The organism is Streptomyces hainanensis (genome assembly GCF_004348415.1).
Lineage (GTDB): Bacteria > Actinomycetota > Actinomycetes > Streptomycetales > Streptomycetaceae > Streptomyces > Streptomyces hainanensis.
The window spans coordinates 1-25,763 of the sequence record NZ_SMKI01000041.1; the positions used below are offsets into that span (position 1 = coordinate 1).

The 25,763-nt window shown below is 72.9% G+C and carries 20 protein-coding genes and 1 pseudogene; 4 read left to right on the top strand and 17 right to left on the bottom strand.

Annotation, left to right across the window (positions count from 1 at the left end):
* The first annotated feature begins 217 nt into the window (after positions 1-217).
* Positions 218-463, top strand: a complete 246-nt coding sequence (locus E1283_RS05935; protein WP_243744626.1) for an SAV_915 family protein — start codon at positions 218-220, stop codon at positions 461-463.
* An 11-nt stretch (positions 464-474) separates the two neighbouring features.
* Entirely contained in the window at positions 475-1,791 is a 1,317-nt protein-coding gene (gene lysA / locus E1283_RS05940; RefSeq protein ID WP_132816817.1) for a diaminopimelate decarboxylase, read from the top strand.
* A gap of 40 nt (positions 1,792-1,831) precedes the next feature.
* Here lysA and E1283_RS05945 read toward each other — a convergent pair whose 3' ends face one another.
* The 6 genes from E1283_RS05945 to E1283_RS05970 all read right to left on the bottom strand — a co-directional run bounded on the left by E1283_RS05945 (position 1,832) and on the right by E1283_RS05970 (position 7,285).
* Positions 1,832-2,995 (bottom strand): amidohydrolase family protein, encoded by a 1,164-nt coding sequence (locus E1283_RS05945; RefSeq protein WP_132816818.1) that lies wholly within the window; start codon positions 2,993-2,995, stop codon positions 1,832-1,834.
* A 4-nt stretch (positions 2,996-2,999) separates the two neighbouring features.
* The gene (locus E1283_RS05950; RefSeq protein WP_132816819.1) at positions 3,000-3,620 is read right to left on the bottom strand and encodes a TetR/AcrR family transcriptional regulator; all 621 of its coding nucleotides are present in this window, start codon (positions 3,618-3,620) and stop codon (positions 3,000-3,002) included.
* Between the two features lie 28 nt (positions 3,621-3,648).
* On the bottom strand, positions 3,649-4,065 hold the full coding sequence (locus E1283_RS05955; protein ID WP_132816820.1) for an ankyrin repeat domain-containing protein: 417 nt from the start codon (positions 4,063-4,065) through the stop codon (positions 3,649-3,651).
* A complete protein-coding gene (locus E1283_RS39655) occupies positions 4,062-4,217 on the bottom strand; it encodes a DUF397 domain-containing protein (protein WP_132816821.1) in 156 nt (51 codons plus the stop codon). Before E1283_RS39655 ends, E1283_RS05955 begins: the two co-directional genes overlap by 4 nt.
* Before the next feature lie 677 nt (positions 4,218-4,894).
* Positions 4,895-6,331: an ATP-binding protein gene (locus E1283_RS05965; RefSeq protein WP_279571238.1), complete on the bottom strand. Its 1,437-nt coding sequence runs from the start codon at positions 6,329-6,331 to the stop codon at positions 4,895-4,897.
* Positions 6,332-6,589: 258 nt separating this feature from the next.
* Positions 6,590-7,285, bottom strand: coding sequence for a type 1 glutamine amidotransferase domain-containing protein (locus tag E1283_RS05970; RefSeq protein ID WP_207930310.1), 696 nt, complete (start codon positions 7,283-7,285; stop codon positions 6,590-6,592).
* A 55-nt stretch (positions 7,286-7,340) separates the two neighbouring features.
* Between E1283_RS05970 and E1283_RS39825 the strand changes: the two are divergent.
* Positions 7,341-7,673, top strand: a pseudogene (locus tag E1283_RS39825) (Tn3 family transposase); the annotation flags it as partial.
* A 71-nt stretch (positions 7,674-7,744) separates the two neighbouring features.
* On the opposite strand, the gene E1283_RS38570 reads toward E1283_RS39825, so the two are convergent.
* A complete protein-coding gene (locus E1283_RS38570) occupies positions 7,745-8,200 on the bottom strand; it encodes a hypothetical protein (protein WP_243744627.1) in 456 nt (151 codons plus the stop codon).
* A gap of 155 nt (positions 8,201-8,355) precedes the next feature.
* Entirely contained in the window at positions 8,356-10,518 is a 2,163-nt protein-coding gene (locus E1283_RS05980) for an MMPL family transporter (protein ID WP_132816833.1), read from the bottom strand.
* A 97-nt stretch (positions 10,519-10,615) separates the two neighbouring features.
* Between E1283_RS05980 and E1283_RS05985 the strand changes: the two genes are divergently transcribed.
* Complete coding sequence (locus E1283_RS05985) at positions 10,616-11,335, top strand: DUF4097 family beta strand repeat-containing protein (protein WP_132816824.1); 720 nt, start codon at positions 10,616-10,618, stop codon at positions 11,333-11,335.
* Here E1283_RS05985 and E1283_RS05990 read toward each other — a convergent pair.
* The 9 genes from E1283_RS05990 to E1283_RS06030 all read right to left on the bottom strand — a co-directional run bounded on the left by E1283_RS05990 (position 11,332) and on the right by E1283_RS06030 (position 25,017).
* Positions 11,332-12,168, bottom strand: coding sequence for a hypothetical protein (locus E1283_RS05990; RefSeq protein WP_132816825.1), 837 nt, complete (start codon positions 12,166-12,168; stop codon positions 11,332-11,334). The genes E1283_RS05985 and E1283_RS05990 overlap by 4 nt on opposite strands.
* A 176-nt stretch (positions 12,169-12,344) precedes the next feature.
* Entirely contained in the window at positions 12,345-12,935 is a 591-nt protein-coding gene (locus tag E1283_RS05995; protein ID WP_132816826.1) for a hypothetical protein, read from the bottom strand.
* Positions 12,932-17,500 carry a DUF6531 domain-containing protein gene (locus E1283_RS06000; protein WP_132816827.1) on the bottom strand — a complete coding sequence of 1,523 codons (4,569 nt, stop codon included), beginning with the start codon at positions 17,498-17,500 and terminating at the stop codon, positions 12,932-12,934. Before E1283_RS06000 ends, E1283_RS05995 begins: the two co-directional genes overlap by 4 nt.
* A gap of 63 nt (positions 17,501-17,563) precedes the next feature.
* Positions 17,564-18,889 (bottom strand): magnesium transporter, encoded by a 1,326-nt coding sequence (mgtE, locus tag E1283_RS06005; protein WP_132816828.1) that lies wholly within the window; start codon positions 18,887-18,889, stop codon positions 17,564-17,566.
* A 310-nt stretch (positions 18,890-19,199) separates the two neighbouring features.
* Entirely contained in the window at positions 19,200-20,495 is a 1,296-nt protein-coding gene (locus E1283_RS06010; protein ID WP_132816834.1) for a thymidine phosphorylase, read from the bottom strand.
* Positions 20,496-20,517: 22 nt separating this feature from the next.
* The gene (locus tag E1283_RS06015) at positions 20,518-20,946 is read right to left on the bottom strand and encodes a cytidine deaminase (protein WP_207930311.1); all 429 of its coding nucleotides are present in this window, start codon (positions 20,944-20,946) and stop codon (positions 20,518-20,520) included.
* Positions 20,947-20,960: 14 nt separating this feature from the next.
* Positions 20,961-22,253, bottom strand: coding sequence for an ABC transporter permease (locus tag E1283_RS06020; RefSeq protein WP_132816830.1), 1,293 nt, complete (start codon positions 22,251-22,253; stop codon positions 20,961-20,963).
* Entirely contained in the window at positions 22,250-23,401 is a 1,152-nt protein-coding gene (locus E1283_RS06025; RefSeq protein WP_132816831.1) for an ABC transporter permease, read from the bottom strand. Before E1283_RS06025 ends, E1283_RS06020 begins: the two co-directional genes overlap by 4 nt.
* Positions 23,398-25,017: an ABC transporter ATP-binding protein gene (locus E1283_RS06030; protein WP_243744629.1), complete on the bottom strand. Its 1,620-nt coding sequence runs from the start codon at positions 25,015-25,017 to the stop codon at positions 23,398-23,400. The genes E1283_RS06025 and E1283_RS06030 overlap by 4 nt, the downstream gene beginning before the upstream one ends.
* Positions 25,018-25,763 lie beyond the last annotated feature (746 nt).

Genomic DNA, 25,763 nt, shown 5'->3' on the forward strand with positions numbered 1-25,763 from the left:
CACCACCCCGACCGGTCCGAAGTGAGGGGTTCGTCAAGGCTGGCCCCCACACCGTCAGGAACGCGTCTCGACCCCCGCCATCGGGGCGTATGCGGGCATAGCGTCGGGCGGGCAGTCTCCAGAAAGGCAGGTAGCCGCGATGAACGCGGACGACCCATCCGATCGTGTCCCGGCCGGGCTTTACCTCGTTCCCGTCCGGCCGGGTCCGGTGAGCGGCGTGACCGCTCGCCTCTTCCGCACCCCTCGGGGCGAACGCACCGCCGTGGGGTTCACCAGCGAGCGCGGTCTGGTCGCCGCCCTCGGCCCGTGGCAGCGGTGCGTCCGGCTCTCCGAACCCGCGCTGCGCGCCCTCGTCGCGCCGCTCGGCGTGCACACCCTAACCATCGATCCACCGCTCGTCGCCGGCGCCGGGCCCGACCAGTACGCCGGGCGCCCCGCGCGCGGCACGCTCCTGGCCGCGTAGGGAGCACCGTCATGATCACCCACGAAACACGCGGTGACCTCGCCGTCTGGCCGCGGTCCGCCCGCCCCGCCACCGACGGCGACGTCCTGCTCGGCGGGGTGTCCCTCGCCGAACTCGCCCGCCACCACGGCACCCCCACCTACGTGCTCGACGAGGGCGAGGTCCGCCACCGCGCCCGCGCCTACCGGGAGGCGTTCCCCGACGCCGACGTCTACTACGCGGCCAAGGCGTACCTGTGCCGGGGCGTCGCCCACTGGCTGCGCCAGGAGGGCCTCGGGCTGGACGTCTGCTCCGCCGGCGAGTTGGAGCTGGCCGTCGTGTCCGGCTTCCCGCCGGAGCGGATGCTGCTGCACGGCAACGCCAAGAGCCCGGAGGACCTGCGGGCCGCGCTGCGGCTCGGCGTCGGCCGGATCGTCATCGACAACGGCGCGGAGGTCGCCCGGCTGGCCAGCCGGGTATCGGCCGGTGACCGCCAGAAGGTCCTGGTCCGGATCGTGCCGGGGATCACCGCCGGCGGCCACGAGAAGGTGCGGACCGGCACCGAGGAGCAGCACTTCGGGCTGTCCCTCGTGGACGGCTCCGCCCAGCACGTCATCGGCCGCGTCCTCGCCCAGCCGAACCTCGAACTCGTCGGCCTCCACTGGCACCTGGGCTCCCAGATCACCGACGTCAAGCCGTATCTGACGGCCGTCCGGCGCACCGTGGGCCTGCTGGCCCGGCTGCGCGACCAGTACGGTGCGGTGCTGCCCGAGCTGAACATCGGCGGCGGCCACGGCGTGGCCTACCGCACCGGGGACACCGCCCTCGACGTGCCCGAGCTGGGCCGCCGGGTGCGCGCCGAGCTGGCGGAGAGCTGCGCCGCCACCGGGCTGCCCGTGCCCCGGCTGGCCGTCGAACCTGGCCGCGCCGTCATCGGCCCGGCCGGCGTGGTGCTCTACCGGGTGCTCTCGGTGAAGCGCGCCACCGCCCACACGTTCGTCGCCGTCGACGGCGGGATGAGCGACAACCCTCGGCCCGCGCTGTACGGGGTGCGGTACGAGCCGAGGTTGGTGGGCCGCGGATCCACGGCGGAGCGCCGGGCCACGACCGTCGTCGGCCGGCACTGCGAGGCCGGCGACGTGCTGGTCAGGGACGCCCCGCTGCCGGCGGACGTCCACCCCGGCGACCTGCTGGCCATGCCCGTCGCCGGGGCCTACCACCTCTCGATGGCGGCCAGTTACAACCTCGTCGGCCGGCCACCGGTCGTCGCGGTGGCCGAGGGGCGTTCCCGGCTGCAGGTCCGTCGGGAGTCCCTGAGCGACCTCAGGAACCGCGACATCGGTCTCTGAGGTCGAGACGACGAGGCGGCGAGGCGGCCGGAACCCGGGCTCAGCCGCCCGCCACCCGGCGCCCGTCGCGCCAGACGCCGGCGATCCTGGACTCCAGGGTCGCCGGGTCGAGGCCGATGCCGGAGAGCAGCACCAGGTCGGCCCGCTTGCCGTCGGCGATCTCCCCCCGGTCGTCGGCGAGTCGGAGCAGCCGGGCCGCGTCGATCGTGGCGGCGCGCAGCGCCCCCGCATGGCCGAGGCCCGCCGCGGACAGGTGCTCCAGCTCGCGCAGCGCCTCGGCGTGCGGCCGCACCGGGTTGTCGGTGCCCATCGCGATCGGCACCCCGGCGGCGATCGCCAGCCGCACGGAGCGCCGGTGGGCCTCGGCGGCCTCCGCCGGCACCTGGTCCGAGGCGCTCTGCGAGACGGAGAGGGTCGGCACCAGCCAGGTGCCGGCCTCGGCCATCGCGCCCACGGCCGCCTCGTCGAGGAACATGCCGTGCTCGACGGAGCGCGCCCCGGAGCGGGCCGCCAGCTCCGCCGCCCGGGCGCCGTGCGCGTGCACCATCACGCCCCGCCCGCCCTGCCGGGTGGCCTCGTCCACCAGGGCGGCCATCTCCCCGGGCGTCAGCTGCACGTCGTGCACCCCGACCCCGCGGGACATGGAGCCGCTGGCCGTCACCTTGATCCAGTCGGCGCCGGCCCGCACCATCCGCCGCACCACCGCCCGGGCGTCCACCGGCCCGTCGAAGACCGGTTCGGGCATCGCCGGGTCCCCGAAGAAGTCGAGGTCGCCGGCGCGTATCGACCAGTGGTCGCCGATGCCGCCCGTGGTGCACACCTGGCGCAGCGAGACCAGGATCCGCGGCCCCTCGATCCAGCCGCGCTCCACCGCGACCCGGATCCCGGCGTCGGCGCCCCAGGCGTCCCGCACGGTGGTGATCCCGAGCCCGAGCAGGGTCCGCAGCACCGGCACGGCGGACAGCGGCCGCACCGAACGCGCCAGGCCGAAGGAGTCCTTCATGGTCTGGCTCAGGGCGACGTGCGTGTGGCAGTCGATGAACCCGGGCACCAGCAGCGAGCCCGCGCAGTCGACCGCCTCGTCGCCGTCGAGCCCCCGGCCGACGGCCACGATCCGGTCGCCCTCCACCACCACGTCGGCTCCCCTGACCTCACCGGAGACGACGTCGAGCACGGATCCTGAGCTGAAGAGAGTACGTTTCACCTGGTCATGGTCGCACCAGCAGCCCGAGCACGGTGGTCAGCGCCTCCCGCACCTGCTCGGGCCCCACCGACTCCGGGTCTACCAGGTGCTCGTTGGAAAGCCCGTTGGACAGGCAGTGCAGGATGAGCGCGGCCACCTCGGGGCTGACCCGGGGCCGGGCCCCGGTGCGCTCCGCGACCTCGGCGAACGAGCCGGCGGCCGCCTCCCGTTGGGCGCGCCGCAACGGCACCAGGATCGCCCTGATGCCCTCGTCCCGCGCCGCCTGCGCGGCGAACTCAAGCCCGAGCTGGCCTCGTTCGTCCGCCGCGACGATCCGCCCGGCCACCAGGCCGGCGGCGTGCTCGACGGCCTCGGCCGGGCCGTCGTTCTCGCCGACGCCGGCCCGCACGGCGGCCAGTTCGTCCGCCGAGCCCTCGCCGAGGATGGCGCCGAACAGCTCCTGTTTGCTGCCGAAGTTCGAGTAGACGGCGCCCTTGGTGAAGCCGGCGGCGCGCGCGATGTCCGCCAACCTGCTGTCGGCGTAGCCGCGTTCGGCGAACACCCGGGCGGCCGCGGCGAGCAGCCGCCGACGCACCTCGTCGCGGGGGACGCGCGGGATGGGACCCTGCGGAGTCTCTTCCGTCATGCACCCAGGGTATCGAGTACCGGCGGTATCAACCCTGGGTCGCGGCCAGCAGCAGCGCCTCGGTCCCCGGATGCGGCCCACCGCGCGCCCACTCCAGCGGCGTGAGCCCGGTTCCCGCGTCCTCCCGCACCTCGGGCCCCGCTCCGAACGCCAACAGCTCCCGCACCGCGTCCTCGTGCCCCCAACACGCGGCCGCGCACAGCGGAGTGCCCTCCGACCCCACCCCGGCACTCTCCCGGTCCGGCGCCGCGCCGGCCCGCAACAGCAGCCGCACGGAGTGGGCGTCGCCGTGCACGGCGGCGGCGTACAGCGCCGTCATCCCGTCGACGTCGCTCGCCTCCGGACTCACCCCGGCCCGCAACAGCCGCGCCACCACGGCCGGCTCACCGACCATGGCGGCCACCACCAGCCGCCCCTCGGCCTTCTTCCGCCGCCGCCGGTTCACGCGGTCCTCACGACCGCGGCCCAGGCCCCACCCGGGAAGACCAGGACGGGAACCCCGTCCCCCACCTCGACGCACGAGCCACCCCCCGTGTCGCTGAAGCTGCTCTTCCGCCAACCGGCGACGCCGAGTTCCACTCGGAACGCGTGCTCCACGGTAGGTGCCTTCCGCGACGGATCGAATCATGTCGAGCGACTGGCCTGGCGGGAGCGCCAACGCCCGAAGGTGAGCGTAGCCCTTCGGGTAAGCCACCACCTCGTCCTTTTCCTCGGTGTGACGGCCGACGTCGTCCCCCTCCTGGTAAGCGGACCGACTCCCGTCCGGCCGAGTGGTCGGCCCAGTTGGTCTGGCTCGGCACCTGCCGCGTCCCGGCGGCCCGGCGCCTGCTGGCCACACTCCGCACAGCCGCGCCGACCGAGCCGCGTCCGGACCTCAGCGCCCTGCTCCGGGAGGCCGACGCCCGCGGCGAACAGAACCGGGCCGTCAGGAGCGGCGGCGGCCGGTGCGGTGGGGTTGCCGCAGCGGAGGCACACACCGCCCGGGCCCGGGGTGTGCGCGCTGTTGGTATCGCCGATCCAGTCGAGACACGGGCTGTCGGCGGGCCGAGGGGCCAGGAGGCGCCGGAACACGGCACCTATGCGGCTGGTCATCTGGTCTCGCCTCCTGTCATGCCGCCGGCGCAGCCGTCGACGCCGTCGTGGTGTTCGTCTCTGCTGCGGGACCAGTACACAGCGGCAGGTTCTGCGGCGCGTCAACCCCGGGTTTGACGCGGACGACGGCCGCCGGCCCCCGCCCGTGGTGGGCACGGCGCCTCCCCTTCGAGGCGGAAGACCTACGGCCGCCAGGCCGCCAGCAGTTCCTCCGGGCCCACGACCTGGACGCCCGCGCCGACGTCGGACGTGACGCCGGAGCGGGAGACGGCGAGCAGCGGGGTGTTCTCGTCGGCGCCCGGGAGTCGGCCGCGGTGCAGGATGAGGCGGGAGAGGTCGCGGGCGTCGAACGGCTTCCGCTCCAGCCACTTGATCGAGCCGACGGCCGTGACGCGCTTGGCGACGGGGCCCCGGTCGGCGGCCACCACGTCGATCTCGGGGTCGTTGGTGCGGGTCCAGTACCCGCCGATCGCGCCGGAGCCCTCGGGTAGGCCCCCCGTGCGCATCCGGAGCAGCGCCTCCCGCACCACCGGTTCGATCGCCCGGCCGCGCCAGGCGGTCCACGACCGGCGGACGCGGTCGAGCACCAGATCGCCCCGGCCCCGCTCGATGTCCGGCAGGCCGGGACCGAGGAAGGCCAGCCAGAAGCGGAGGTGCGGGTCGGCCACCGCGTAGCGCGTCTCCCGCGAGGGGCGGGTGGAGAGCGGGCTGGCCGCCTCCACCACCCGCTTGTCCGTCAGCAGGCGCAGCGAACGGCCCAGACTGGTGGGCGCCAGTCCGCCGGCGGCCCTGCCGATCAGCGCATGGGTGCGCTCACCCGAGCCGATCGCCCCCAGCACCGCCCTGGCCTGCGCCTCGGCCGGGAACTCGGCGGCGAGCGACCGTTCGCCGCTCACCAGGGAGGCCGAGACGGAATCCGCCACCACGCCTTCCAGGTAGTCGAACACGGTGGCGCCGGCCTCGAACTCCTCCAGCACCAGAGGCAGTCCGCCCGTCACCAGATAGGCGTCGAACGCCTCGGCGGCCGGCAGGTCGAGCAGCTCGGCCACGTCGGCCGGATTGAGGGGAGGGACGACGAGCTCCGTGCCCCGCTGGTGGAAGGGCCGGTCGTAGTCGTTGAGGCGCTCCATCATCGCGAGGTCGGAGCCGACGCAGAGCAGGAGCACCGGCCGGCGGGACAGCTCGCGGTCGAAGATCTTCTGGAGGGTCCCCTCGAAGCCGGTGTCGTTCCTGATCAGGTAGGGCATCTCGTCGAGCACCACGATCGACGGGCTGTCCTGCGGCACGGCGACGGACAGCAGCCGGAGCGCCGCGTCCCAGCTGCCGAGCGGGCCGGCCGCGAGCGCCGCGCCCGGCAGGTCGGAGGCGGCCAGGGCTTCGGTGAACATCGCCAGATCCGCGTCCGCGCTGGGCAGCGCGGACGCGGTGAAGAAGAGGCTCGGTAGACCGGCGCGCTCGATGAACTCCTCCACCAGCCGCGACTTGCCCACCCGGCGCCGGCCTCGGATCAGGGCAGCCCGCCCGGGGCGCCCGGCCCGGCCACCCGCCGTGACCCGCTTCAACATTCCGTTCAGCGCCGCCAGTTCGCGCTGCCGACCGACGAAGCCCGACGCATCCACCAGGCGACCCCTCAAGACGTTCAGGCCCCGCAGCGAGCGGAGGCGCCCATTTTTGGTAGTACCAGAAATGAGACTACCAAATCCGGGCATCTCAGCGCCGGTCATCCGCTCGGTCGAGCCACGCACCTCGCTACCTGCGACGTGAGGGCGGCCACGCCGCGCGGGGATGACGCGGGCGAGCGAGGTTCTGCCGCAGGTTGTTCGCGGCTTCGGTGCCTGCGGCTCTTTCTCAGCCGCACCGAGTCATCCACCACCGATTCACTTCAGAATTCCCAGGAGCCGGTCGGCCAGCACCGCGGCCGAAGCGGGGTTCTGGCCGGTAACGAGATTGCGGTCTTCCACCAGGTACGGCTCCCAGACCGGGCCACGACTGAATTCGACACCGACCTTCTCCTGTAGATCGGTCTCCAGCAGCCATGTCACCCGAGATGCCAGTCCGACGCCTTCTTCCTCCTCGTTGGTGAAACACGTGACCCGATATCCCTTGAAAGGTGACTCACCGTGGATCCTGGTGGCCAGCATCGCGGAGGGGCCGTGGCACACGATGAAGAGGGGATTACCCGAGGCGAGCTGCGCCGTCAGCAGTCGACCGGCGTCGGCGTCCCACGCCAGGTCTGCCATCGGACCGTGGCCGCCGGGTAGGTAGACGGCGTCGTAGTCTTCGAGACGGACATCCGACAGCTTGAGGGGCCGCCGCATCACCTCCGCGGAACGGATGATGTTCTCCAGTTCGAGGGCCCGGTCCTCGCCGCCCGCCATGGAGGGGCGCAGGCTCATCATGTCGACGTTCGGAATCACGCCGCCGGGTGTTCCCACCACGACCTCGTGGCCGGCTTCCGTGATTTTCCGGTACGGCATCGCGAACTCTTCGGCCCAGTATCCGGTGGCATGCCTGGTGCCGTCCTTGAGTCCCCAATACGTCGCCCCGCTCACGATAAAAAGGACCTTCGCCATCACGCCATCCCCTCATCTCACACGACGCACTCGCCCCTCCCACTCTAATCGCGCGATGGAACGAGCGCCTGCGGACGGCCTTTGTGGATGGGCGGAGGAGATACAAGCAATAGCCGCCACTTCACACCGGAGAGCTGCAACAGGTGGGTACAGGGATCGCCGTGGCCCCTGGGGTGGAACGGCTGGGAGAGCTCCAGCGTCGGCCAGCCGAACGCCCGATCCTCACAGGAATGCCACTCGAATCCGCTACCTGTCGGACCCACGGCTACGGGAGCAGATCACCAGGGCGACGAACAAGGCCGAGGCATACAACGGGTACACGAAGTGGCTGCACTTCGGCACCGATGGCTACCTGCGCTCCCGCGATCCCGAACTCCAGGAGAAGGCCGTCGAGTTCCTCATGACAGACCACAAGAGTCTCATTCTCGTTCGCTCTGCGGAACAGCCGTCCGAGGGTTGTCACACACTCCACGACTCCAGGACGCTCCACGTGCCCCCGACCGCCTCGAAGACCCACTCCGAACCCTCGAAGACCTCCTCCCCGCTGGTGGGACGAAGGCGGCCGAAGCGTTCAGCGCACAGATCGACCTGCATCAGCCCGTTGAACCGGGTGAACCGCGGGGGATCATAGAGCACCCCCGCGGGAGCCCCCTGGCTCTCGTCGATCCGAAATCGCTTCACATCGACCAGGTCCAGGCACACGGGCTCCCATCGCAGGGCCTCGTCCACCACCCGGGCGTCGATCACCAGCCTCACGGCCCGCCCCCGCGGTTTCCATCCGAAGTCCTGGTCAACGATCACCCGGCGGATGCCGGAATCATGGAACTCGTAGCGTGCCAGCAGCGCCGCGATCCCGTCATCGGTCAACGCGTACGGCCCAAGCCTCCGCGACGGTACCGGTGCTATGAGATCCACTGTGCTCCTTGTCGAGGTGCTCATCGTATGAGGAGCACCCAGCCGACGCGACAGACCACGAGAGTCTGGTCCCTGCTCGCTCTACACGACAGCCCGCCTCGCGCACCCGAGTTCGGCGCCGCCGAGAACAGTTGAGACCGCCAGGCACGGACGTCTCAGCGCTGGTCGTCCGCTCGGTCGAGCCGCGCGCCCTCGACGTCGAGGTCGGGGAGGACGCGGTCGAGCCAGCGGGGCAGCCACCAGGCGGCGCGGCCGGTCAGGGCCAGGACGGCCGGGACCAGGGTCATCCGCACCAGGAAGGCGTCGATGGCGATGCCGACGGCCAGGCCGAGGGCGATCGGCTTCAGGCTGAGGTCCTCCACGGTGACGAAGCTCGCGAACACCGCGAACATGATCAGCGCCGCCGCGGTGACCACCCGTGAGGCGTGCCCGGCGCCGGCGACCACGGCCTCCCGGGGGTGACCGGTGCGCACGAACTCCTCCCGCATCCGGGAGACCAGGAAGACCTCGTAGTCCATCGCGAGCCCGAACAGGACGGCGATCAGCAGGATCGGCGTGAAGCTGAACACCGGCCCGGCGGTCGCCACCCCGAACAGGTCGGCCAGCCAGCCCCACTGGAAGACCGCGACCACCGCGCCGAGCGCCGCCCCGATCGACAGCAGGAACCCGGCGGCGGCCTTGAGCGGCACCACGATCGACCGGAACACCAGCAGGAGCAGCACCAGCGCGAGGCCGACCACGACGGCCGCGAACGGCAGCAGGGCGTCGGAGAGCCGGTCGGACAGGTCGATGGCGGCGGCCGTCGACCCGGTGACCAGCACCTCGGCGCCGACCGCGGCGGCGAGCGCCGGCACGGCCGCCCGGATGTCGCGGACCAGCCGCTTGGTGGGCTCGTCGCGCGGCCCGTCCTCGGGGACGACGGTGACGATGGCCGTGCGGCCGTCGTCGGCGGGCTGCGGCTCGCTCACGGCCGCGATGCCCGGCTGGTCGAGCCCGGCCGCGACCGTCGTGGCCGCCGCCACCGGGTCCGCGCCCTCCGCGGTCCGCACCAGCACCAGCAGTCGGCCGTTGTTGCCGGGGCCGAACGCGTCGGATATCAGGTCGTACGCCCTGCGTTGGGTGGTCTCGGGGGCGGCGGTGCCGTTGTCCGGCATGCCGAGTTCGAGGCGGAGCGCGGGCAGCGCGACGGCGAGCAGCGCGGCGGTCACCGCGACCACGGTGACCAGCGGTCGCCTGATCGCCAGGGCGGTCCAACGCCGGCCGGCGCCACGGGAGTCGGCGGCGGTGGCGCGCCGGGCGGCCCGCGACCCCGGCCTGGGCCGCAGCCGCTCCCCGGCCAGGCCGAACAGCGCCGGCAGCAGGGTGACGGCGACGGCCACCGCGAGCAGCACCGTCCAGGCGGCGGCGAGTCCCATCACGGTCAGGAACGGGATGCCGACGACGGTGAGCCCGGCGAGCGCGATGATCACGGTGAGACCGGCGAAGACGACGGCCGCGCCGGCGGTCGCGGTGGCGCGGGCCGCCGACTCCTCGACCGCCATGCCGGCGGCCAGTTGGCCGCGGTGCCGGGACAGGATCAGCAGCGCGTAGTCGATGCCCACCGCGAGGCCGATCATCAGGGCCAGCGTGGGGGCCGTCGAGGAGACGGTGGCGGCGTTGGAGACCAGCATCAGCGAGAGCAGCCCGACGACCAGCCCGATCAGCGCGGTCAGCAGCGGCAGCCCGGCGGCGAGCAGCGAGCCGAAGGTCGTCAGCAGCACGACGACGGCGACCGCGAGACCGATGACCTCGCCGATGCCGACCTCGACGCCGGCCGTGCTGTAGACGCTGCCGCCGACCTCGGCCCGGAGGCCGGATCCGGCGGCCCGCGCGGCGATGTCCTCCAGGGCCGTGACGCTGGAGTCCTCCAGCGCGTCGCGCTTGATCGGGTAGAGCACCTGGGCGAGCGCGGTGCGGCCGTCCTCCGACACGGTGCCGGAGGCGAACGGGTCGACGGCCCGCTCGACCTGCGGCGCCTCGCCCGCCTCCCGCACGGCGCGCTCGATCGCCTCGCGGTGGGGCGGGTCGGCGACGGCCTCCCCCTCGGGCGCCTGGAAGACCAACTGCGCCGTCACCCCGGTCGCCGAGGGGAGGGTGCGCTCCAACAGGTCGATGCCGGCCTGCGATTCGGATCCGGGGATGGTCGCCTCGCTGTCGAGGCTCGCTCCGACGGCCGCGAACGCCCCGCCGGTGAGTGCCAGGAGCAGCAGCCAGCCGGCGACGAAGCGCCCGCGTCGCCGGAAGGCGAGCCGGCCGAGCGAGTGGAGGAAACGGGACATCGGGCGGTGGTCCTTCCGGTTGGTGGTGACCGCGACCCGCAGCATACCCTTGGTATCGAATACCTTAAGTATCCAAATCCGGATCCGGAGGCTCCCCATGACCCCGCGCCCCCTCGCCCTCGTCGGCGCGCTGACCCTGGCCGCCGCGGCCGCGATCGGCACCCTCGCCGTGGTCACCACCACGGAGGCCACGACGGAGCGGCGCGACTTCGGCCCGGTCGGCGACCGCCTCACGATCGCCGCCGGGGAGGGCGCCCTCGACGTCCGGCCGGCCGACGTCGACGAGGTGGAGGTGGTCCGCCGGCTCTCCGGCCGAACCCTGCTCGGCGACCGCCCCGAGGCGCACTGGGACCTGTCGGACGACACCGGCACGCTGAGCCTGACCACCGACTGCGGACTGATCGGCTGGTGCGACGTCCGCTACGAGATACGCGTGCCGCGCGGCACGGCGGTGACGGTGGCCGGCGGCAGCGGCGCGATCACCGCCACCGGCTTCACCGCGCCGTTGGAGATCACCTCGGACAACGGCGCGATCACCGTCGCCGACGCCGTCGCCGCCGATGTCCGGGCCACGACGGAGAACGGCACGATCCGCCTGGCCTTCGCCGCCGTCCCCGAGGCGGTGACGGCCACCGCCGAGAACGGCGCGGTGACCGTGGAACTCCCCCGGGCGACCTACCGGGTGGCCACCACGACCGAGAACGGCGACGTCGACGTCGACGTGCCGGAGTCCGCGGACAGCCCCCACACCGTCACGGTCCGCACGGAGAACGGCGCGATCGCCCTCCGCACAGCGCCGGCCCCGAACGGGACCTAGGAACGGAGGAGTTCCCCGGCGCCCGTCGTGTCGAGCCAGTCCCAGAACTGCTGGTGCCCGCCGAGCTCCCACTCCTTGAGGGCCCAGTTCACCACCGTCGGATTGCCGGCGGCGTCCAGGACGTCCAGGTCGAGCAGGAAACAGCTGAAGTCGCTGGAGCCGACGCCCACGACGAAGCGGTCGGGCGGCAGCCAGCCGAGGCGTTCGGACACCGCGCGCCAGCCGTCGTCGGAGAAGAACCCGAGCATGTTGTAGCTCAGGTCGCCGCCGACGCGGGCGTCATGGGGCGCGACCAGATGGTGGTGGACGGCCGAGAGGTCGCGGACGGGCCGGGGAACGGGGCCCGCCGGCGCCGGCACCGTGGCGGTCGGTTCGACGTGGCGCGGGGCCGAGCCGACCACGACGGAGAGGTGGTAGCCGAGCGCTGGATCGGCGAACCGCTCCAGGCCGCCCGGCGGCTCGACGGTGACGCCGTCGCCCCGGTCGTCCGGCGCCCAGCAGAGGTAGGCGAGGGCTGGTTCCCCCCGCTCGGTGGTGAGCAGCGCGAGGCCGAGAGCCCGGTCGTGGAGGGCCGTCACGAAGCCGGGAGCCAGGCCGGCCAGCAGCGCACGCTCCAGTCGCCGACGACGGCGGTGGTCGCCGCTCCCGACGGCCGCGAACTCGGCCGACAGCGCGGCGGCTTCACGCTCCGGCAGGGGCACAGTCGGTTCGGGTGGGGCCCCGGCGTCACCTGCCTGGGGCTCGGCGGCCGGCGTCTCGCCCAGCCCCCGGAAGGTGACGCCGGGTACCAGCCGGGGAAGGTCGCCGAGCTCCGTCACCCCGGTGTTGCGCACGGGACACCACGGTGCCGGAGAGACCGGCCAACGCGCCGTCGACCACCTCGACCTCGATAGCGCCCATCTGACCTCCCGTCACCTCGCGGCTCGACGAACACCGGCCACGACCTACCGTCATGGTGCCAGCCGCCACCGACAGGCGACGCGGCCCCACGAAGATCCGGAAGACGGCCCTAGAGCCGCGGCACCAGGTCCAGCCAGGCCCGCGTCTCGCGCCGCAGGGCGTCGTCCCGGAGGTGATCGACCAGCCAGTCGAGGGACGGCAGCACCCAGCGCAGGTCGTTGAGCCGCGCCGACTCCTCGGGGGGGCGTTGCCCGGGGGTGATCGGCTCGCCGGGGACGTGGAGGCGTCCTTGGCGCGCGCGGTGGGCCGCGTCGAGGGCCTTCTCCCGGGTCAGCGGCAGGTGGTCGAGGGTGTAGCGCACGGCGGCGTCCGGGGTGAACTCGGGCGGGAGGCCGTCGAGTGGTGGGGAGTAGCGCAGCGCGATCGCCGCGAGCCGGACTCGCCAGTAGCCGACGTAGCAGGGGCTCAGCCCGCCGAACCGCGGCACGAGGTCGAGGAGTCGGGCGGCGAACTCCCAGGTGGCCAGCCGCTCGGCGGCCGGCAGCGGCCGCCGGGGGGAGCACTGGGTCTCGGCGGCCTCCAGCATCGCCGTCCACCACTGGCTCGGCACGCCGTCCGGGAACCTGCGGCACAGCCAGGAGCCGCGGGCGTCGTCGGTAGCGTCCCGCAGTTCGCGGAACTCCCGTCGGATGTCCGTCACGCGGGTGACCTCCCGCCGTAGTCGGTGATGCCGTCGAAGCGGACCCGGACGCCCGCGTTCTCGAACGCGGCCACGCCCTGGCTGAGGAAGTTCTCGGCGATGTCCGGCGTCGGCGTGAAGTGGCCGGTCATGTTGTCGATCTGCGCGGCGAGGTGACGGCCCGGCTCGAAGACGACCTGTCCCGCCCCGTAGACGTCACCGCCCGCCGTGAGGACGGGATGGTGGATTCCGGGCATGGCCTGGATGATATGCAGGTTGCTGCTGCTGTCCACCGCCCAGAGGAAGCGCCCGCCGGCGCCCACGGCGTCGTTGAAGGCCTGGGTTCCCGCGGTGAGCGGCGTCAGTCCCGAGAACTCCATGTCCAGCATCTCAAGGCCCAGGTCGTCCGGTCGGTTGTTCGGCACCAGCACCCCGCCCGGATAGGGGGACAGGCCGAGCGGGTCGATCCACGCCAGGGGGTTGGGCACATACGCCATGGGGTTGGGCGCCGGGGCCAGGCCGAGCGGGTCCGGGGTCGCGTAGCGGGCGCTCTCCGGGTCGTAGTAGCGCAGGACGTTGTAGTGCAACCCGGTCTCCGGGTCGTGGTACTGCCCGGGGAACCGGAGCGGCGTGTAGGCCGAGCTGTTCGCCGGCCACGAGGTGATGCCCCACAGGGTCCTCCGCGCCCGCCAGGCGACGGTCCCCGCCTCGTCCACGAGTTCGGTCGGCGCGCCCACCAGGTCGGTGACGATCGCGAAGAAGCGGGCGTCGATCTCCTCCTGGCCGGTCGCGTCACCGAGGCGCTCGGTCTGCGCCACGGGCCGACGGCCTTCGTGGTCCCAAGTGAGGGTGACCGGGTACGGCAGCTCCGGCCCCGTGGTGGTCTGTTCCGTGAGCGTCGGGCCGTCCCAGGTGTAGCGGGTCTCCTCGGTGACGGTCGCCCCGTCCGCCGCCAGGCGCTGCTTCGCGAGCCGCCGCCCGAACGGGTCATAGTGGTAGCGCCAGACCGTGCCGTCCGGGGTGACGACGCGCGTCAGCCGGTCCTCGGCGCTCCACTCGTAACGCCACACCTCCGGCTTGCGGGAGAGCCGGTTCCGACGCCGCAGCGCGACACGCCCGGCCGCGTCGTACTCGTAGCGCACGGCGCCCGCGCCGGTCAACAGGGTGCCGTCGTAGGCGCGTTCGCCCCGAACGTCCGAACCACCCCGCCGCGTCGGCCAGTCGGCGCGCGTCTGGTTGCCCGCCGGATCGTAGGCGTAGGACTCGGTCCACCCCTCGGCCCGCACCTCGGTCACCCGCCCGGCGCCGTCCACGTCGAAGTCGACCCCGCCGCGCGCCGCGTCGTGGACGCGCACCGGGATCCCGTCCGGCCGGTAGGCGTAGGACCGTTGGTGCAGCGGCGCGCCGTCCAGTGACACGAGTTGGTCGGTCAGCCGTCCCGCCTGGTCCCAGTCGTGGGCCAGCAGCAGCGAGTCGCCGACCCGGCGCGCGACCTCGCGGCCCGCCGCGTCGTGGGTGAACGTGATGTGGTGGCCCGAGGTGGTCAGCGCGGTGCGGCGGCCGGCCGCGTCGTAGGCGTACTCCGCCCGCACGCCGGTGGGCGTGGTCCGCCCGCTGCGCCGCCCCGCCGGGTCGTACTCCACGGCCAGGGTACGGCCGTTCACCGACTCGGCGATCGCGCGCCCCCGCCGGTCGCGCTCCCAACGGATGTCGCAGTCCGGCGCCGTGACGTGCAGCGGCCGGCCGGCGGGGTCGTACGCGTAGTGGGTGACCACGCCGTCGGCCCGCTTCTCGGTGATCCGGCCCAGCGCGTCGCGCCGGTACGTCACGGTCTGCCCGGCGGCGTTGGTCCGGCTCGTGATCCGGCCGGCCGCGTCACGCTCGTAGGTCACCCGGCGGCCGTCGAAGTCCCGCTCCGCGACCAGCCGGCCGGCCGCGTCGTAGGTGTACTCCCAGGTGGCGCCCCGCGGGTCACGGACCAGGGTCAGCCGGAGCGAGGCGTCGTGCTCGAACTCGTAGCGGACGCCGTCGGGGCCGGTGCGGGCGGTCATCAGGTCGAAGTGGCTGAACTCGTACTCCGTGACCGCGCCGTTGGCGTCCGTGTGGCGGACGCAGTTGCCCTCGCCGTCGTACGTCCAGGAGCTTTCGGTACCGTCGGGCCCCAGCAGGCGGGCGAGTCGGCCGTCGGGCGTCCACCAGAACCTGGTCGTGGCGTTCAGCGGGTCGACGGTCTCTCTGATCCGGCCGAAGGCGTCGTAGCGGCGGAGCACGCGGTTGCCCAGCGGGTCGGTGATCTCGGTCGGCAGGCCGGCGGCGTTGGTGCGGATCCGGGTCGTGGCGCCGAGCGGGTCCGTGACGGCGGCCAGCCGGCCGTCCTGGTACGCGTACCGGGTGGTGGCGCCGGTCGGGTCCTTCACCGCCGTGCGGTTGCCCCGCGCGTCGTAGGTGTGGCTCCAGACGGTCCCGTCCTGGTGGCTGACGCGGGTCGGGCCGCCCGACGCGTCGTACGCGATCCGCGTCGTCCCGCCGTCCGGGTGTTCGACCGTGACGGGCCGGCCCGACTCGTCGTGACCGAAGCGGGTGGTGTGGCCGAGCGGATCGGTGCGGGCGGTCAACCGGTGCTGGGAGTCGTACACGGACCGGGTGATCCCACCGCACCCGTCGAGCTCGGCGACCACCCGGTGGGAGTCGTCGATGACATACCGGGTCGTCTCGCCCCGCGCGGTGGTGAGCGTCGTGACCCGGGCGTCCGGCCAGTCGGGGTGGCGGCCCTCGTAGGCGATGGTGAGGGAGACATGGCCGGCCTCGCCGGCCTCTGCCACGCAGCGGTCCCGGTCGTCGTAGGTGTAGTGGTAGGCACGGTCGTTGGTGTCCGTCCACGAGGTGACGCGGAGCCGCGCGTCGTAGCCGAACCGGAGGGGAAGACCCGAGGAGTTGGTGACGGCGGTGAGGTTGCCGTCGGTGTAACCGTAGCGTCGGACGACCGTCTCACCGAGTGCGAGGGTGGTGACGCGCCCCGACTCGGTGGTGAGCGTGAGGTGGTAGCCACCGGAGTGGCGGATCGCGGTCGGGGCGCCCTCGGCGTCGTAGTCGACGTCGACGCGGTTGCCGTTGCGGTCGGATATGCCGAGCAGGCGGCACTCGCCGCGCTCGTCGGGGCGGCGGAAGTGGCGGGCGTGGCCGGTGAACGGATCGGTGAGGACGTAGCCCCCGCCGTCCTGACGGTGGAGCGGCCGGCGCGGTCCGACCTCCGGGAGCACGGGGAACTCGGGGACCTTGGGGTGGGGATAGGCCAGGACCAGGCCGTCCTCGGCGAGGAACACCACGCCCTGGTCGTCGACTTCGAGGCGCTGGTCGAGCGTGGAAGACCAGGTGGGCCCGAACCAGCCGCCCGCGCCGTAGCCGGACTGGGCGCGGCGGGTGAACGCGAAGGGCAGCGTCCCGGGCAGGGTGAGATCGGTCTGCGGCAGGAACATGTGGCCAGTGGCCAGGTCGACCGGGTCGGTGCCGGCGCTGGGGATCATGTCGCGCGGGCGGGCGAAGGCGGACCGCATCCCGTCGGCGATCAGCGTCCGTCCCCGGGTGGCCAGGCCCCGCAGCCCCTGTCCCATGCCACGCAGCCCCATGGTGGCGAGGGAACGCATGCCGCGTGCCAGGCCGCCGAGGGTGGTGAGGCCGCGCATGCCGGGTATGCAGTCGAGCGCGGCGAAGGCCACGTCCCACAGCGACGCCCGGCCGTTGGCGTAGTCGTAGAGGGTGTCGGCGAGGACGACGAGGGCCGCGGCGAGGACGATGAGGGCGAGCGGGCCCCCGATGATCATCACGACGATGCCCAGCACCGCGACGACGACCTTGCAGATCTCCACGATGGTGTCCCAGTTCTCGGACACCCAGTGGATCGCGTCCTCCCACCAACGACGGTTTTGGATACCGGCGTCCGACGCCTCGTCGATGTCCGAGGCGCAGGCGCCGGCCGCGTCCTCCCGCATCTCCTTCGCCTGCCGGGCCAACTCCCGTGCGGCGGAGAGGGCTTCCTCGGCGGAGTCCACCCGGCCCTGGGCGTCGGAGGCCGCCCGGTCAGCGGCGGACGCGTCGCGCGTGGCGGCGCGGACCTCGGCCTCGGACGGGGGTTCCACGTTCTCGCGCTCGCCCTCGCGCTCCAGGCGATCGGCCTCGTCACCGGCCCGCGACACCCAGTCCTGCGCGTCGGAGAGCGCCGACTGCGCGGACGACAGGTCCGCCTGGGCGGCGATGGCCCGGTCCAGGGCCCGGTCGGCCATGCCCTGGGCGGTCTCCAACTTCGGCCAGTACGTCTGGAGGGCCTGGGCCGCCATGTCGTACGAGGTCCGCAGCTTCTCCAGGTTGCCCGGCACCCCGTCGAACTCCGACCTGAACGCCTCCGCCGACAACCCGGCCCAGTCCATCACGGCCCGGTCCTCGGACATCCCCCGCACCTGGCCCAACGCCTCGCCGACGTCGTCGGCGAACGTCTGGAGTTGGTCTGCCAGCGTCCGCACCTCCTCCGGATTCCCCGGAGTCGGGTCGGAGTCCATCTCGACGGGACTCCAGTCGGCTGGTCGCACCATGATCGTTCGCCCCCGTGATCATCATCTGCTCCGATGATGGGGCAAGAGCATAGCCCCAGGCGGCTAGATGCCGAGCACCAGCTTCGCGGTCGTGAAGTAGATGACCAGCCCGGTGGCGTCCACGAGGGTGGTCACCATCGGGGCCGACACCACCGCCGGGTCGATGCGGAGCTTCTTGGCCAGCAGGGGCATGGTGCCGCCGACCGTGGAGGCCCAGGCGCAGATGACGATCAGGGTGATGGCGACGACGGCCGCCACGTCGGCGCCGACGAAGACCGCGCCGACCACGAAGCCGACGGCCGCCAGCATCAGGCCGAGCAACAGGCCGGTGCGGCACTCGCGCCAGATGACCCGGAGCAGGTCGGAGGTGCGGACCTCGCCGACCGCCAGGGCGCGGACGGCCGCGGTGGCGGCCTGGGCGCCGGTGTTGCCGCCGGTGCCGATCAACAGCGGGACGAAGAGCGCGAGTTGGGTGACCGACTCCAGGGTGGACTCGAACGCCTGGTTGACCGAGACGGTCAGCGTCGCCGCGACCAGCAGCAGCATCAGCCACAGCATCCTGGTGCGGGAGAGCTGGAAGACGCTGGCCGACATGTAGTGCCGCTCCAGCGGCTCGGCGCCGGCCTGCCGCGCCACGTCCTCGGTGTCGGCCGCCTCGATGACCTCGAAGGCGTCGTCGCTGGTCAGCAGTCCGACCAGCCGGTCCTCGCTGTCCACCACCGGCAGGTCGAGGACGTTGGTCTCGCGCATCAGCCGGGCCGCCGACTCGGCCGGCTCGGTGGCCTGGGCGCGCGGCGGCTCGGTGACCACCAACTCGGAGACCATGGCGGTCGGTTCGCTGAGGACGAGCTCGCGCAGCTCGACGATGCCGGTGAGGCGGCGCCCCCGGTCCACCACCGGCAGGGTGTAGATGGTCTCGGCCCGCGCGCCCCGGCGGCGCACCACCTCCAGCGCCTGTTCGACCGTCAGGTCCTGTTGGAGGGCGACCGTCTCGGGGGTCATGAAGCGGCCGACCGAGCCCTCCGGGTAGCCGAGCAGGGCGGCCGTCATCTGCCGCTCGTGGGCGCTCAGCCCGGCCAGCACCCGCTTGGCGACCTTGGCCGGCGCCTCCTTGAGCATCCGGGCCCGGTCGTCCGGGTCCATGTTCTCGACGAGGTCGCGGAACGCCTGGTCGCGCAGCCCCTCCAGGATCTGCTGCTGGTCGACGGGGTCGAGTTCCTCGAAGACCTCGAGCGCGCGGTCCTTGTCGAGCAGCCGGAAGGTGATCACGGACTGGACGGCGTCCATCCGGGCGATCTCGTCCGCGATGGCGTACGGCGGCTGGGTCTCCAGCCACTCCAGGGCGCCGGCGAGGTCCTGCTCGTCCAGCAGCACGGGAAGGTGGGTCATGGCGGTGGAACCCCCAGGAAACGGAAGGCGAGCACGGGCATCCGGGGCACGCGCACACGCCGACCGCCCCAGGAGCCGCCGCCAAACGGTGGGGGGCTACCTGAGCGTGCCGGCGCGGCGCGGGGGATGACTGGGAGGGTCACTGCGCATCGCAGCGTCACCTCCCGCCGTGTCGTTCCACCGAGGCTTTCGCCAAGTCCGTCATTCAGGGTACTAGCCATCGCCGACGATCATGGCAAAAATTCCGACATAACGGACAGTCAGTCCGTCGGTTCACCTGATCGTTTCGGCCCGGACGTCGGGCGGTGGCTCAGCCGACGCGATCGAGCACGATCGAGCCGCCGGACCCCGGGAGGCCCTCCGCGGCGTCCGACGGCGCGATCCGGATCGCCTCGTCGCCCGCCAGCGCCGCGAGCGCCGGCTCGAACCGCTCGGGGGTGTCGGTGTGCAGGGTCAACAGCGGGGCGCCGGCCGTCACCCGGTCCCCCGGCTTGGCGTGCAGCTCCACGCCGGCCGCCGCCTGCACCGGGTCCTCCTTGCGGGCCCGGCCGGCACCGAGCCGCCAGGCCGCCACGCCCACCGCGTAGGCGTCGAGCCCGGTCAGCACACCGGACCGGGACGCCACCACGGTGTGCGTCTCGCGGGCGGTCGGCGACGGCGCGTCCGGGTCGCCGCCCTGGGCCGCGATCATCCGCCGCCAACGGTCCATCGCCGAGCCGTCGGCGAGCGCCGCCGCCGGATCGGCGTCCGGCAGCCCGGCCGCGTCCAGCATCTCCCTGGCCAGCGCCAGCGTCAGCTCCACCACGTCCGCCGGGCCGCCGCCCGCCAGCACCTCGACGGACTCCCGCACCTCCAGCGCGTTGCCGGCCGTCAGCCCCAGCGGCGTGGACATGTCGGTGAGCAGCGCCACCGTCCGCACCCCGTGGTCGGTGCCGAGCCCCACCATCGTCTCGGCCAACTCGCGGGCGTCGGCGAACGTCTTCATGAACGCGCCCGAGCCGACCTTGACGTCCAGCACCAGCGCGCCGGTGCCCTCGGCGATCTTCTTGGACATGATCGACGAGGCGATCAGCGGGATCGACTCGACGGTGCCCGTGACGTCCCGCAGCGCGTACAGCTTGCGGTCGGCCGGGGCCAGGCCCTCGCCGGCCGCGCAGACCACGGCGCCGGCCGAGCCCAACACGTCCAGCATCTCGTCGTTGGACAACGACGCACGCCAACCCGGGATCGACTCCAGCTTGTCGAGCGTGCCGCCGCTGTGCCCGAGCCCACGCCCGGACAGCTGCGGCACGGCCGCCCCACAGGCCGCCACCAGCGGGGCGAGCGGCAGGGTGATCTTGTCGCCGACGCCGCCCGTCGAGTGCTTGTCGGTGGTGGGCAGCGGCAGCTTCGAGAAGTCCATCCGCTCGCCCGAGGCGATCATCGCCGCCGTCCAACGGGCGATCTCGGCGCGGTCCATGCCGTTCAGGAAGATCGCCATGGCCAGCGCCGACATCTGCTCGTCGGCCACCTCGCCCCGCACGTAGGCGTCGATCACCCAGTCGATCTGCTCGGGCGTCAGCGCCAGGCCGTCCCGCTTGGCCCTGATCACGCTGATGGCGTCCATACCGTTCAACTGCTCACATTCCTCAGTTGCTTTCCAACTGCCAGGCGTCCGGCAGCAGTTCGGCCAGCGGCCGGATGCCGTCCCGGGTGTCGACCAGCAGCTCGGGGCCGCCGTGCTCCATCAGCAGCTGCCGACAGCGGCCACACGGCAGGATGATCTCGCCGCGCCCGTCGCAGCAGGTGAAGTGGGTCAGCCGGCCGCCGCCCGTGGCGTGCAGCGCGGAGACCAGGCCGCACTCGGCGCACAGCCCGAGCCCGTACGAGGCGTTCTCCACGTTGCAGCCGCTGACGGTGCGCCCGTCCTCGGCGACCAGCGCGGCGGCGCCCACCGGGTACGCCGAGTAGGGGGCGTACGCCCGGGACATGGCGTCCCTGGCCGCCGCGCGCAGCGCCGCCCAGTCGACGCCGTCGTCAGCGGTGTTCGGGGTCGGATTCGGGGTCGGGGTGCTCACCCCGGGATTCTCCGTCACCGCGCCTGGCCCCTGCGATAGGGCTTGCCCACGGCGCGCGGCGTGCGCAGCCGTTGCGAGAACAGTGCGAGCACCAGCAGCGTCGCCAGGTAGGGGCTGGCGGTGATCAGCTCGCGCGGGATGCTGTCGCTGGCGGCGTACCAGAGCCACAACAGCCCGGCCAGCACCACGCTGGTGGCCGCCGCCGCGCGCTTGCCCCGGGTGAACTGCCAGACGGCGAGCACCAGCAGGCCGAGCGAGAACAGCAGCAGCATGGCGTGCACGGTGGCCGCCTCGCGGGTCTGCAGCGCGTCCATGAAGCCGAAGAGCCCGGCGCCGGCGGCGACTCCGCCCGGCCGCCAGTTGCCGAAGATCATGGTGGCCAGGCCCAGGTAGCCGCGGCCACCGGTCTGCCCGTCCTGGTACATCCGGATCAGCACGGCCAGGTAGGCGCCACCGAGGCCGGCCAGGCCGCCGGAGACGGCGAGCGCCACGTACTTGTAGAGGTACACGTTGACGCCGAGCGACTCGGTGGCCTGCGGGTTCTCGCCGCAGGAGCGGAGCCGCAGGCCGAACGCGGAGCGCCACAGCACGAAGTAGCTGCCGACGAAGAGCAGCACGGCGAGCAGCGTCAGCCAGGACACGTTGGCGACGGCGGCCCGCAGGATGCCCGCGGTGTCGGAGACGAGGAACCAGTGGCGGTCGGCGATGTTCCCCAGCGCGTCGGAGACCCCTGGCACGGTGAACGGTTCGAGCCGGTCCATCTGTGGGGACTGCTTGTCGTTGCCGCCGGCCGCGGACGCCGCCTCGTTCTCGCCGAACCACAGCCTGGCCAGGAACTGGACGACGCCGAGCGCCAGGATGTTGATGGCGACGCCGGAGACGATGTGGTCGACGCCGAAGGTGACGGTGGCCAGCGCGTGCACGAGGCCGCCCAGCATGCCGCCCACGATGCCGGCCGCCACGGCGGCCCACGGCCCGTGCTGCCAGCCGATCCAGCCGGCGGCGAACAGGCCGAGCATCATCATGCCCTCGAGGCCGATGTTGACCACGCCGGACCGTTCGGCCCACAGGCCGCCCAGGCCGGCCAGGCCGATCGGCACGGCGAACGTCATGGCGCTGGTCCACTGTTGGGTGGAGGTGATGCTGGGCTCGTCGGTGACGGCGCGCACCACGGACAGCAGCAGCAGCGCGCCGGCCACGACGAGCAGCAGCCCGGCGGACGTCAGCCGGGGCCGGCGGCCCCCGCCGCCCTCGGGGTCGTGAGCGGGTCGCACTCTGGCGGCCAGGTTGGAGAGGGTCGTGGTCACGCGGACACCTCCGCCGAGTCAGAGTCGTTCTTGCGGGTCGCCCCGGACGAGCCGGAGGCGCCGCCCTGGGCGGCGGCCAGTTCCTCGCCCACCATGCGCTGCTGGCGCCTGATCCCCCACCGGCGGACCAGTTCGTAGGCGACGACGACGGAGAGCACGATGACGCCCTGCATCACGAGGATGATCTCCTGCGCGTAGTCCTCGGCCTCCAGTTGGGTGGAGGTGCGTTCGAGGAAGCCCCAGAGCAGCGCGGCGAAGCCCATGCCGAGCGGGTGGTTGCGGCCGAGCAGGGCGATGGCTATGCCGGTGAAGCCGAGCCCCTCGGGGAAGTCGTTGCCGTAGTTGCCCGACTCGTTCAGCAGGGTCGGCATGCCGACCAGTCCTGCCACCGCGCCGGAGAGCAGCATCGCGGTCACCACGGTGCGCTTGACGCTGACGCCGCTGGCCTCGGCGGCCGGCTCGGACATGCCGACGGCCCGCAGGTCGAAGCCGAAGCGGGTGCGGTTGAGCACGAACCAGTAGGTGATGCCGATCAGCACGGCGATCACCACCGTGCCGTGGACCGGCTGGACCTGGGTCTCGAACTCGAAGAACATGCTGGAGTCCGGGAGGTCCGTGGTGTGGACGATGTTCCCGTCCAGCTCGGCGAGCCGGCCCTGCTGGAGGAAGTAGCCGATCAGCGAGCCGCCGAGGAAGTTCAGCATGATCGTGGTGATGACCTCGCTGACCCCCCGGCTGGCCTTCAGCCAGCCGGCGATGCCCGCCCAGACGGCGCCGACGGCCATCGCGGTGAGGAGGATCACCGGGATCCGCAGGGCGCCCGGCAGGCTGAGCGCGCCGCCGACCACCGCCGCGAAGAACGCGGCGACCCGGTACTGGCCGTCCACGCCGATGTTGAACAGGTTCATCCGGAAGCCGATGGCGACGGCGACCGCTGACAGGTAGTAGGGGATGGCCCGGTTGACGATCCAGACCTGGCTGTCGCTCTTGGTGCCGAAGTCGAGCATCACCTCGTAGGCCCGGAACGGGTTCTGGCCGGTGACGCTCATCACCGCCGAGGTGATGGCGATGGCGGTGACGATCGCCAGCAGCGGGGCGGCGACGCCGAGCACGAGTTTCTCGCGGTCGATCCGCAGCGCGTTCCTCACGCCTCGTCACCGCCTTCCGGGTCGGGTGGGGTCTCCAGGTGGCCGGTGGCCGCGCCGGTCATGGCGGTGCCCAGCTCCTCGGGGGTGATGGTGGCGGGGTCGGCGTCCGCGACCAGCCGGCCGCGGTACATCACGCGCAGGCTGTCGGAGAGCCCGATCAGCTCGTCCAGGTCGGCCGAGATCAGCAGCACGGCGAGACCCTCGCGTCTCGCCTGCCTGATCTGGTCCCAGATCTGGGCCTGGGCACCGACGTCCACGCCACGCGTCGGGTGGGCCGCGATCAGCACCTTGGGGTGGTGGCTCATCTCGCGGCCGAAGATCAGCTTCTGCTGGTTGCCGCCGGACAGCGAGCCGGCGGTGACCTCGATGCCGGGGGTGCGGACGTCGTACTCCTCGACGATCCGCCGGGTGTCCTGGCGGGCGGTGCCGATGGTGAGGAACGGCGGCCGGCCGTTGGGCGGCTCGGTCACGTGGCCGAGCATCCGGTTCTCCCAGAGCGGCGCGTCGAGCAGCAGCCCGTGCCGGTGCCGGTCCTCCGGGATGTAGCCGACGCCGGACTCGCGCCTGGTCCTGGTGGAGGCCCGGGAGACGTCGACGCCGTCCAGCGTGACGGTGCCGGCGTCCGGGCGGCGGATGCCCATGACGGCCTCGACCAGCTCGGCCTGGCCGTTGCCCTCCACGCCGGCGATGCCGAGGACCTCGCCGCGGTGGATGGTGAAGCCGACGTCGCCCAGCACCTCGCGCGGCAGCCCGTCCGAGTCGGTGCCGGCGAGCCGCAGCCCCTCGACGGTGAGCACCGGCTGGTCGGTGACCGTCGACTCGCGGGTCTCCGGGGTCGGCAGCTCGCTGCCGACCATCAGCTCGGCCAGCCGCTTGGGGGTGGTCTCGGCCGGCACCACGGACCCGACGGTGGTGCCCTGCCTGATCACGGTGATGTCGTCGGCGACGGACAGCACCTCGCCCAGCTTGTGCGAGATGAAGATGACGGTCAGGCCCTCGGCGGTCAGCTCGCGCAGGTTGTCGAAGAGCGCGTCCACCTCCTGCGGGACGAGCACGGCGGTCGGCTCGTCCAGGATCAGGGTGCGGGCGCCGCGGTACAGCACCTTGAGGATCTCCACGCGCTGCCGGTCGGCGACGCCGATCTCCTCCACGAGGACGTCGGGCCGCACGCCGAGCCCGTAGGACGCGGAGAGCTCGGTGATCCGCGCGCGGGCGCGGGCCCCGATGCCGTGCAGCTTCTCGGCACCGAGGACGACGTTCTCCAGCACGGTGAGGTTGTCCGCCAGCATGAAGTGCTGGTGGACCATGCCTATGCCGCGTGCGATGGCGTCGGCCGGGCTGCCGAAGGAGGCGCGTTCGCCGTCGATCTCGATGGTGCCCTCGTCCGGCTTCTGCATGCCGTAGAGGATCTTCATCAGGGTCGACTTGCCGGCGCCGTTCTCCCCGACCAGGGCGTGCACGGTGCCGCGTTCGACGGTGATGTTGATGTCGTGGTTGGCGACGACACCGGGGAACCGCTTGGTGATGCCGCGCAGCGCGACGGCCGGGACGGCCGGCTCCTCGCCGGACCCCGCGCCACGCTGGGGCGGAACGGTGGAGGCTGTGATGGCGCACACTCCTTGGACAGCGAAAGGCCCCGGCGGGGCCAGGGCCCCGAAGGGACCGCGACTTCTCCCACTACCGGCCGGCTTGGCGGCCGACCGGACCCTGCGACCGGGGCCGTTGGCCGAGCCCCGGCAAGCGTACGGCCCCTGACGGGGCCGGGGCCCCGAAGGGCCCCTGGCCGACATCCGACCGAGGCCGGCGGCCGGCCGGCTTCGCCGGTTGGCCTGGCCCTACCGGGCTGGGCCGGCGAGACCGGGCCGGTACGACCGGCCGGCTTCGCCGGGCTGCCCGGCGAGGCCGAAGACCGATCGGCCCGTCCGGACCGCGAGGGTCCGTAGCCCCCGTTGGCCCGGCCTGGCCTGGCCGGAGGCCCGACCTCCGGAGGACGAACCACCCGGGACCGGGGCCCCGAAGGGCCCCTGGCCGACATCCGACCCCGGCCGGGCACGACCGGCCGGCTTCGCCGGGCTGCCCCGGCGAGGCCGAAGACCGATCAGCGGCCTCGGCCCGTCCGGACCGCCGGGATCCGTAGCCCCCGTCGACCCGGCCTGGCCCGGCCGAAGGCGGAACTGCCGGCGGCCCATGCCCTCCTGGGCCGGCTGCCCGGCCGGAGGCCGGGGCTAGGGCCGCCAGGCCGGCTTGCCGCCGGCTCCGGTCGGCCGGAGGCCAAGCCCTCGGGGGCCCGCCCCCGGTCCGGCCGGAGGCCGGACCGCCAGGGGCGCGCGCCCCCTTGGGGCCGGGCCGGAAGGCCGGGGAA

What these genes read in the sequence shown, in the direction of transcription:
- lysA (WP_132816817.1), top strand. Translation starts at nt 475, where the DNA reads ATGATCACCCACGAAACACGCGGTGACCTCGCCGTCTGGCCGCGGTCC.
- E1283_RS05950 (WP_132816819.1), bottom strand. Translation starts at nt 3,620, where the DNA reads ATGACGGAAGAGACTCCGCAGGGTCCCATCCCGCGCGTCCCCCGCGAC.
- E1283_RS05970 (WP_207930310.1), bottom strand. Translation starts at nt 7,285, where the DNA reads ATGGCGAAGGTCCTTTTTATCGTGAGCGGGGCGACGTATTGGGGACTC.
- E1283_RS05980 (WP_132816833.1), bottom strand. Translation starts at nt 10,518, where the DNA reads ATGTCCCGTTTCCTCCACTCGCTCGGCCGGCTCGCCTTCCGGCGACGC.
- E1283_RS05985 (WP_132816824.1), top strand. Translation starts at nt 10,616, where the DNA reads ATGACCCCGCGCCCCCTCGCCCTCGTCGGCGCGCTGACCCTGGCCGCC.
- E1283_RS06000 (WP_132816827.1), bottom strand. Translation starts at nt 17,500, where the DNA reads ATGGTGCGACCAGCCGACTGGAGTCCCGTCGAGATGGACTCCGACCCG.
- mgtE (WP_132816828.1), bottom strand. Translation starts at nt 18,889, where the DNA reads ATGACCCACCTTCCCGTGCTGCTGGACGAGCAGGACCTCGCCGGCGCC.
- E1283_RS06010 (WP_132816834.1), bottom strand. Translation starts at nt 20,495, where the DNA reads ATGGACGCCATCAGCGTGATCAGGGCCAAGCGGGACGGCCTGGCGCTG.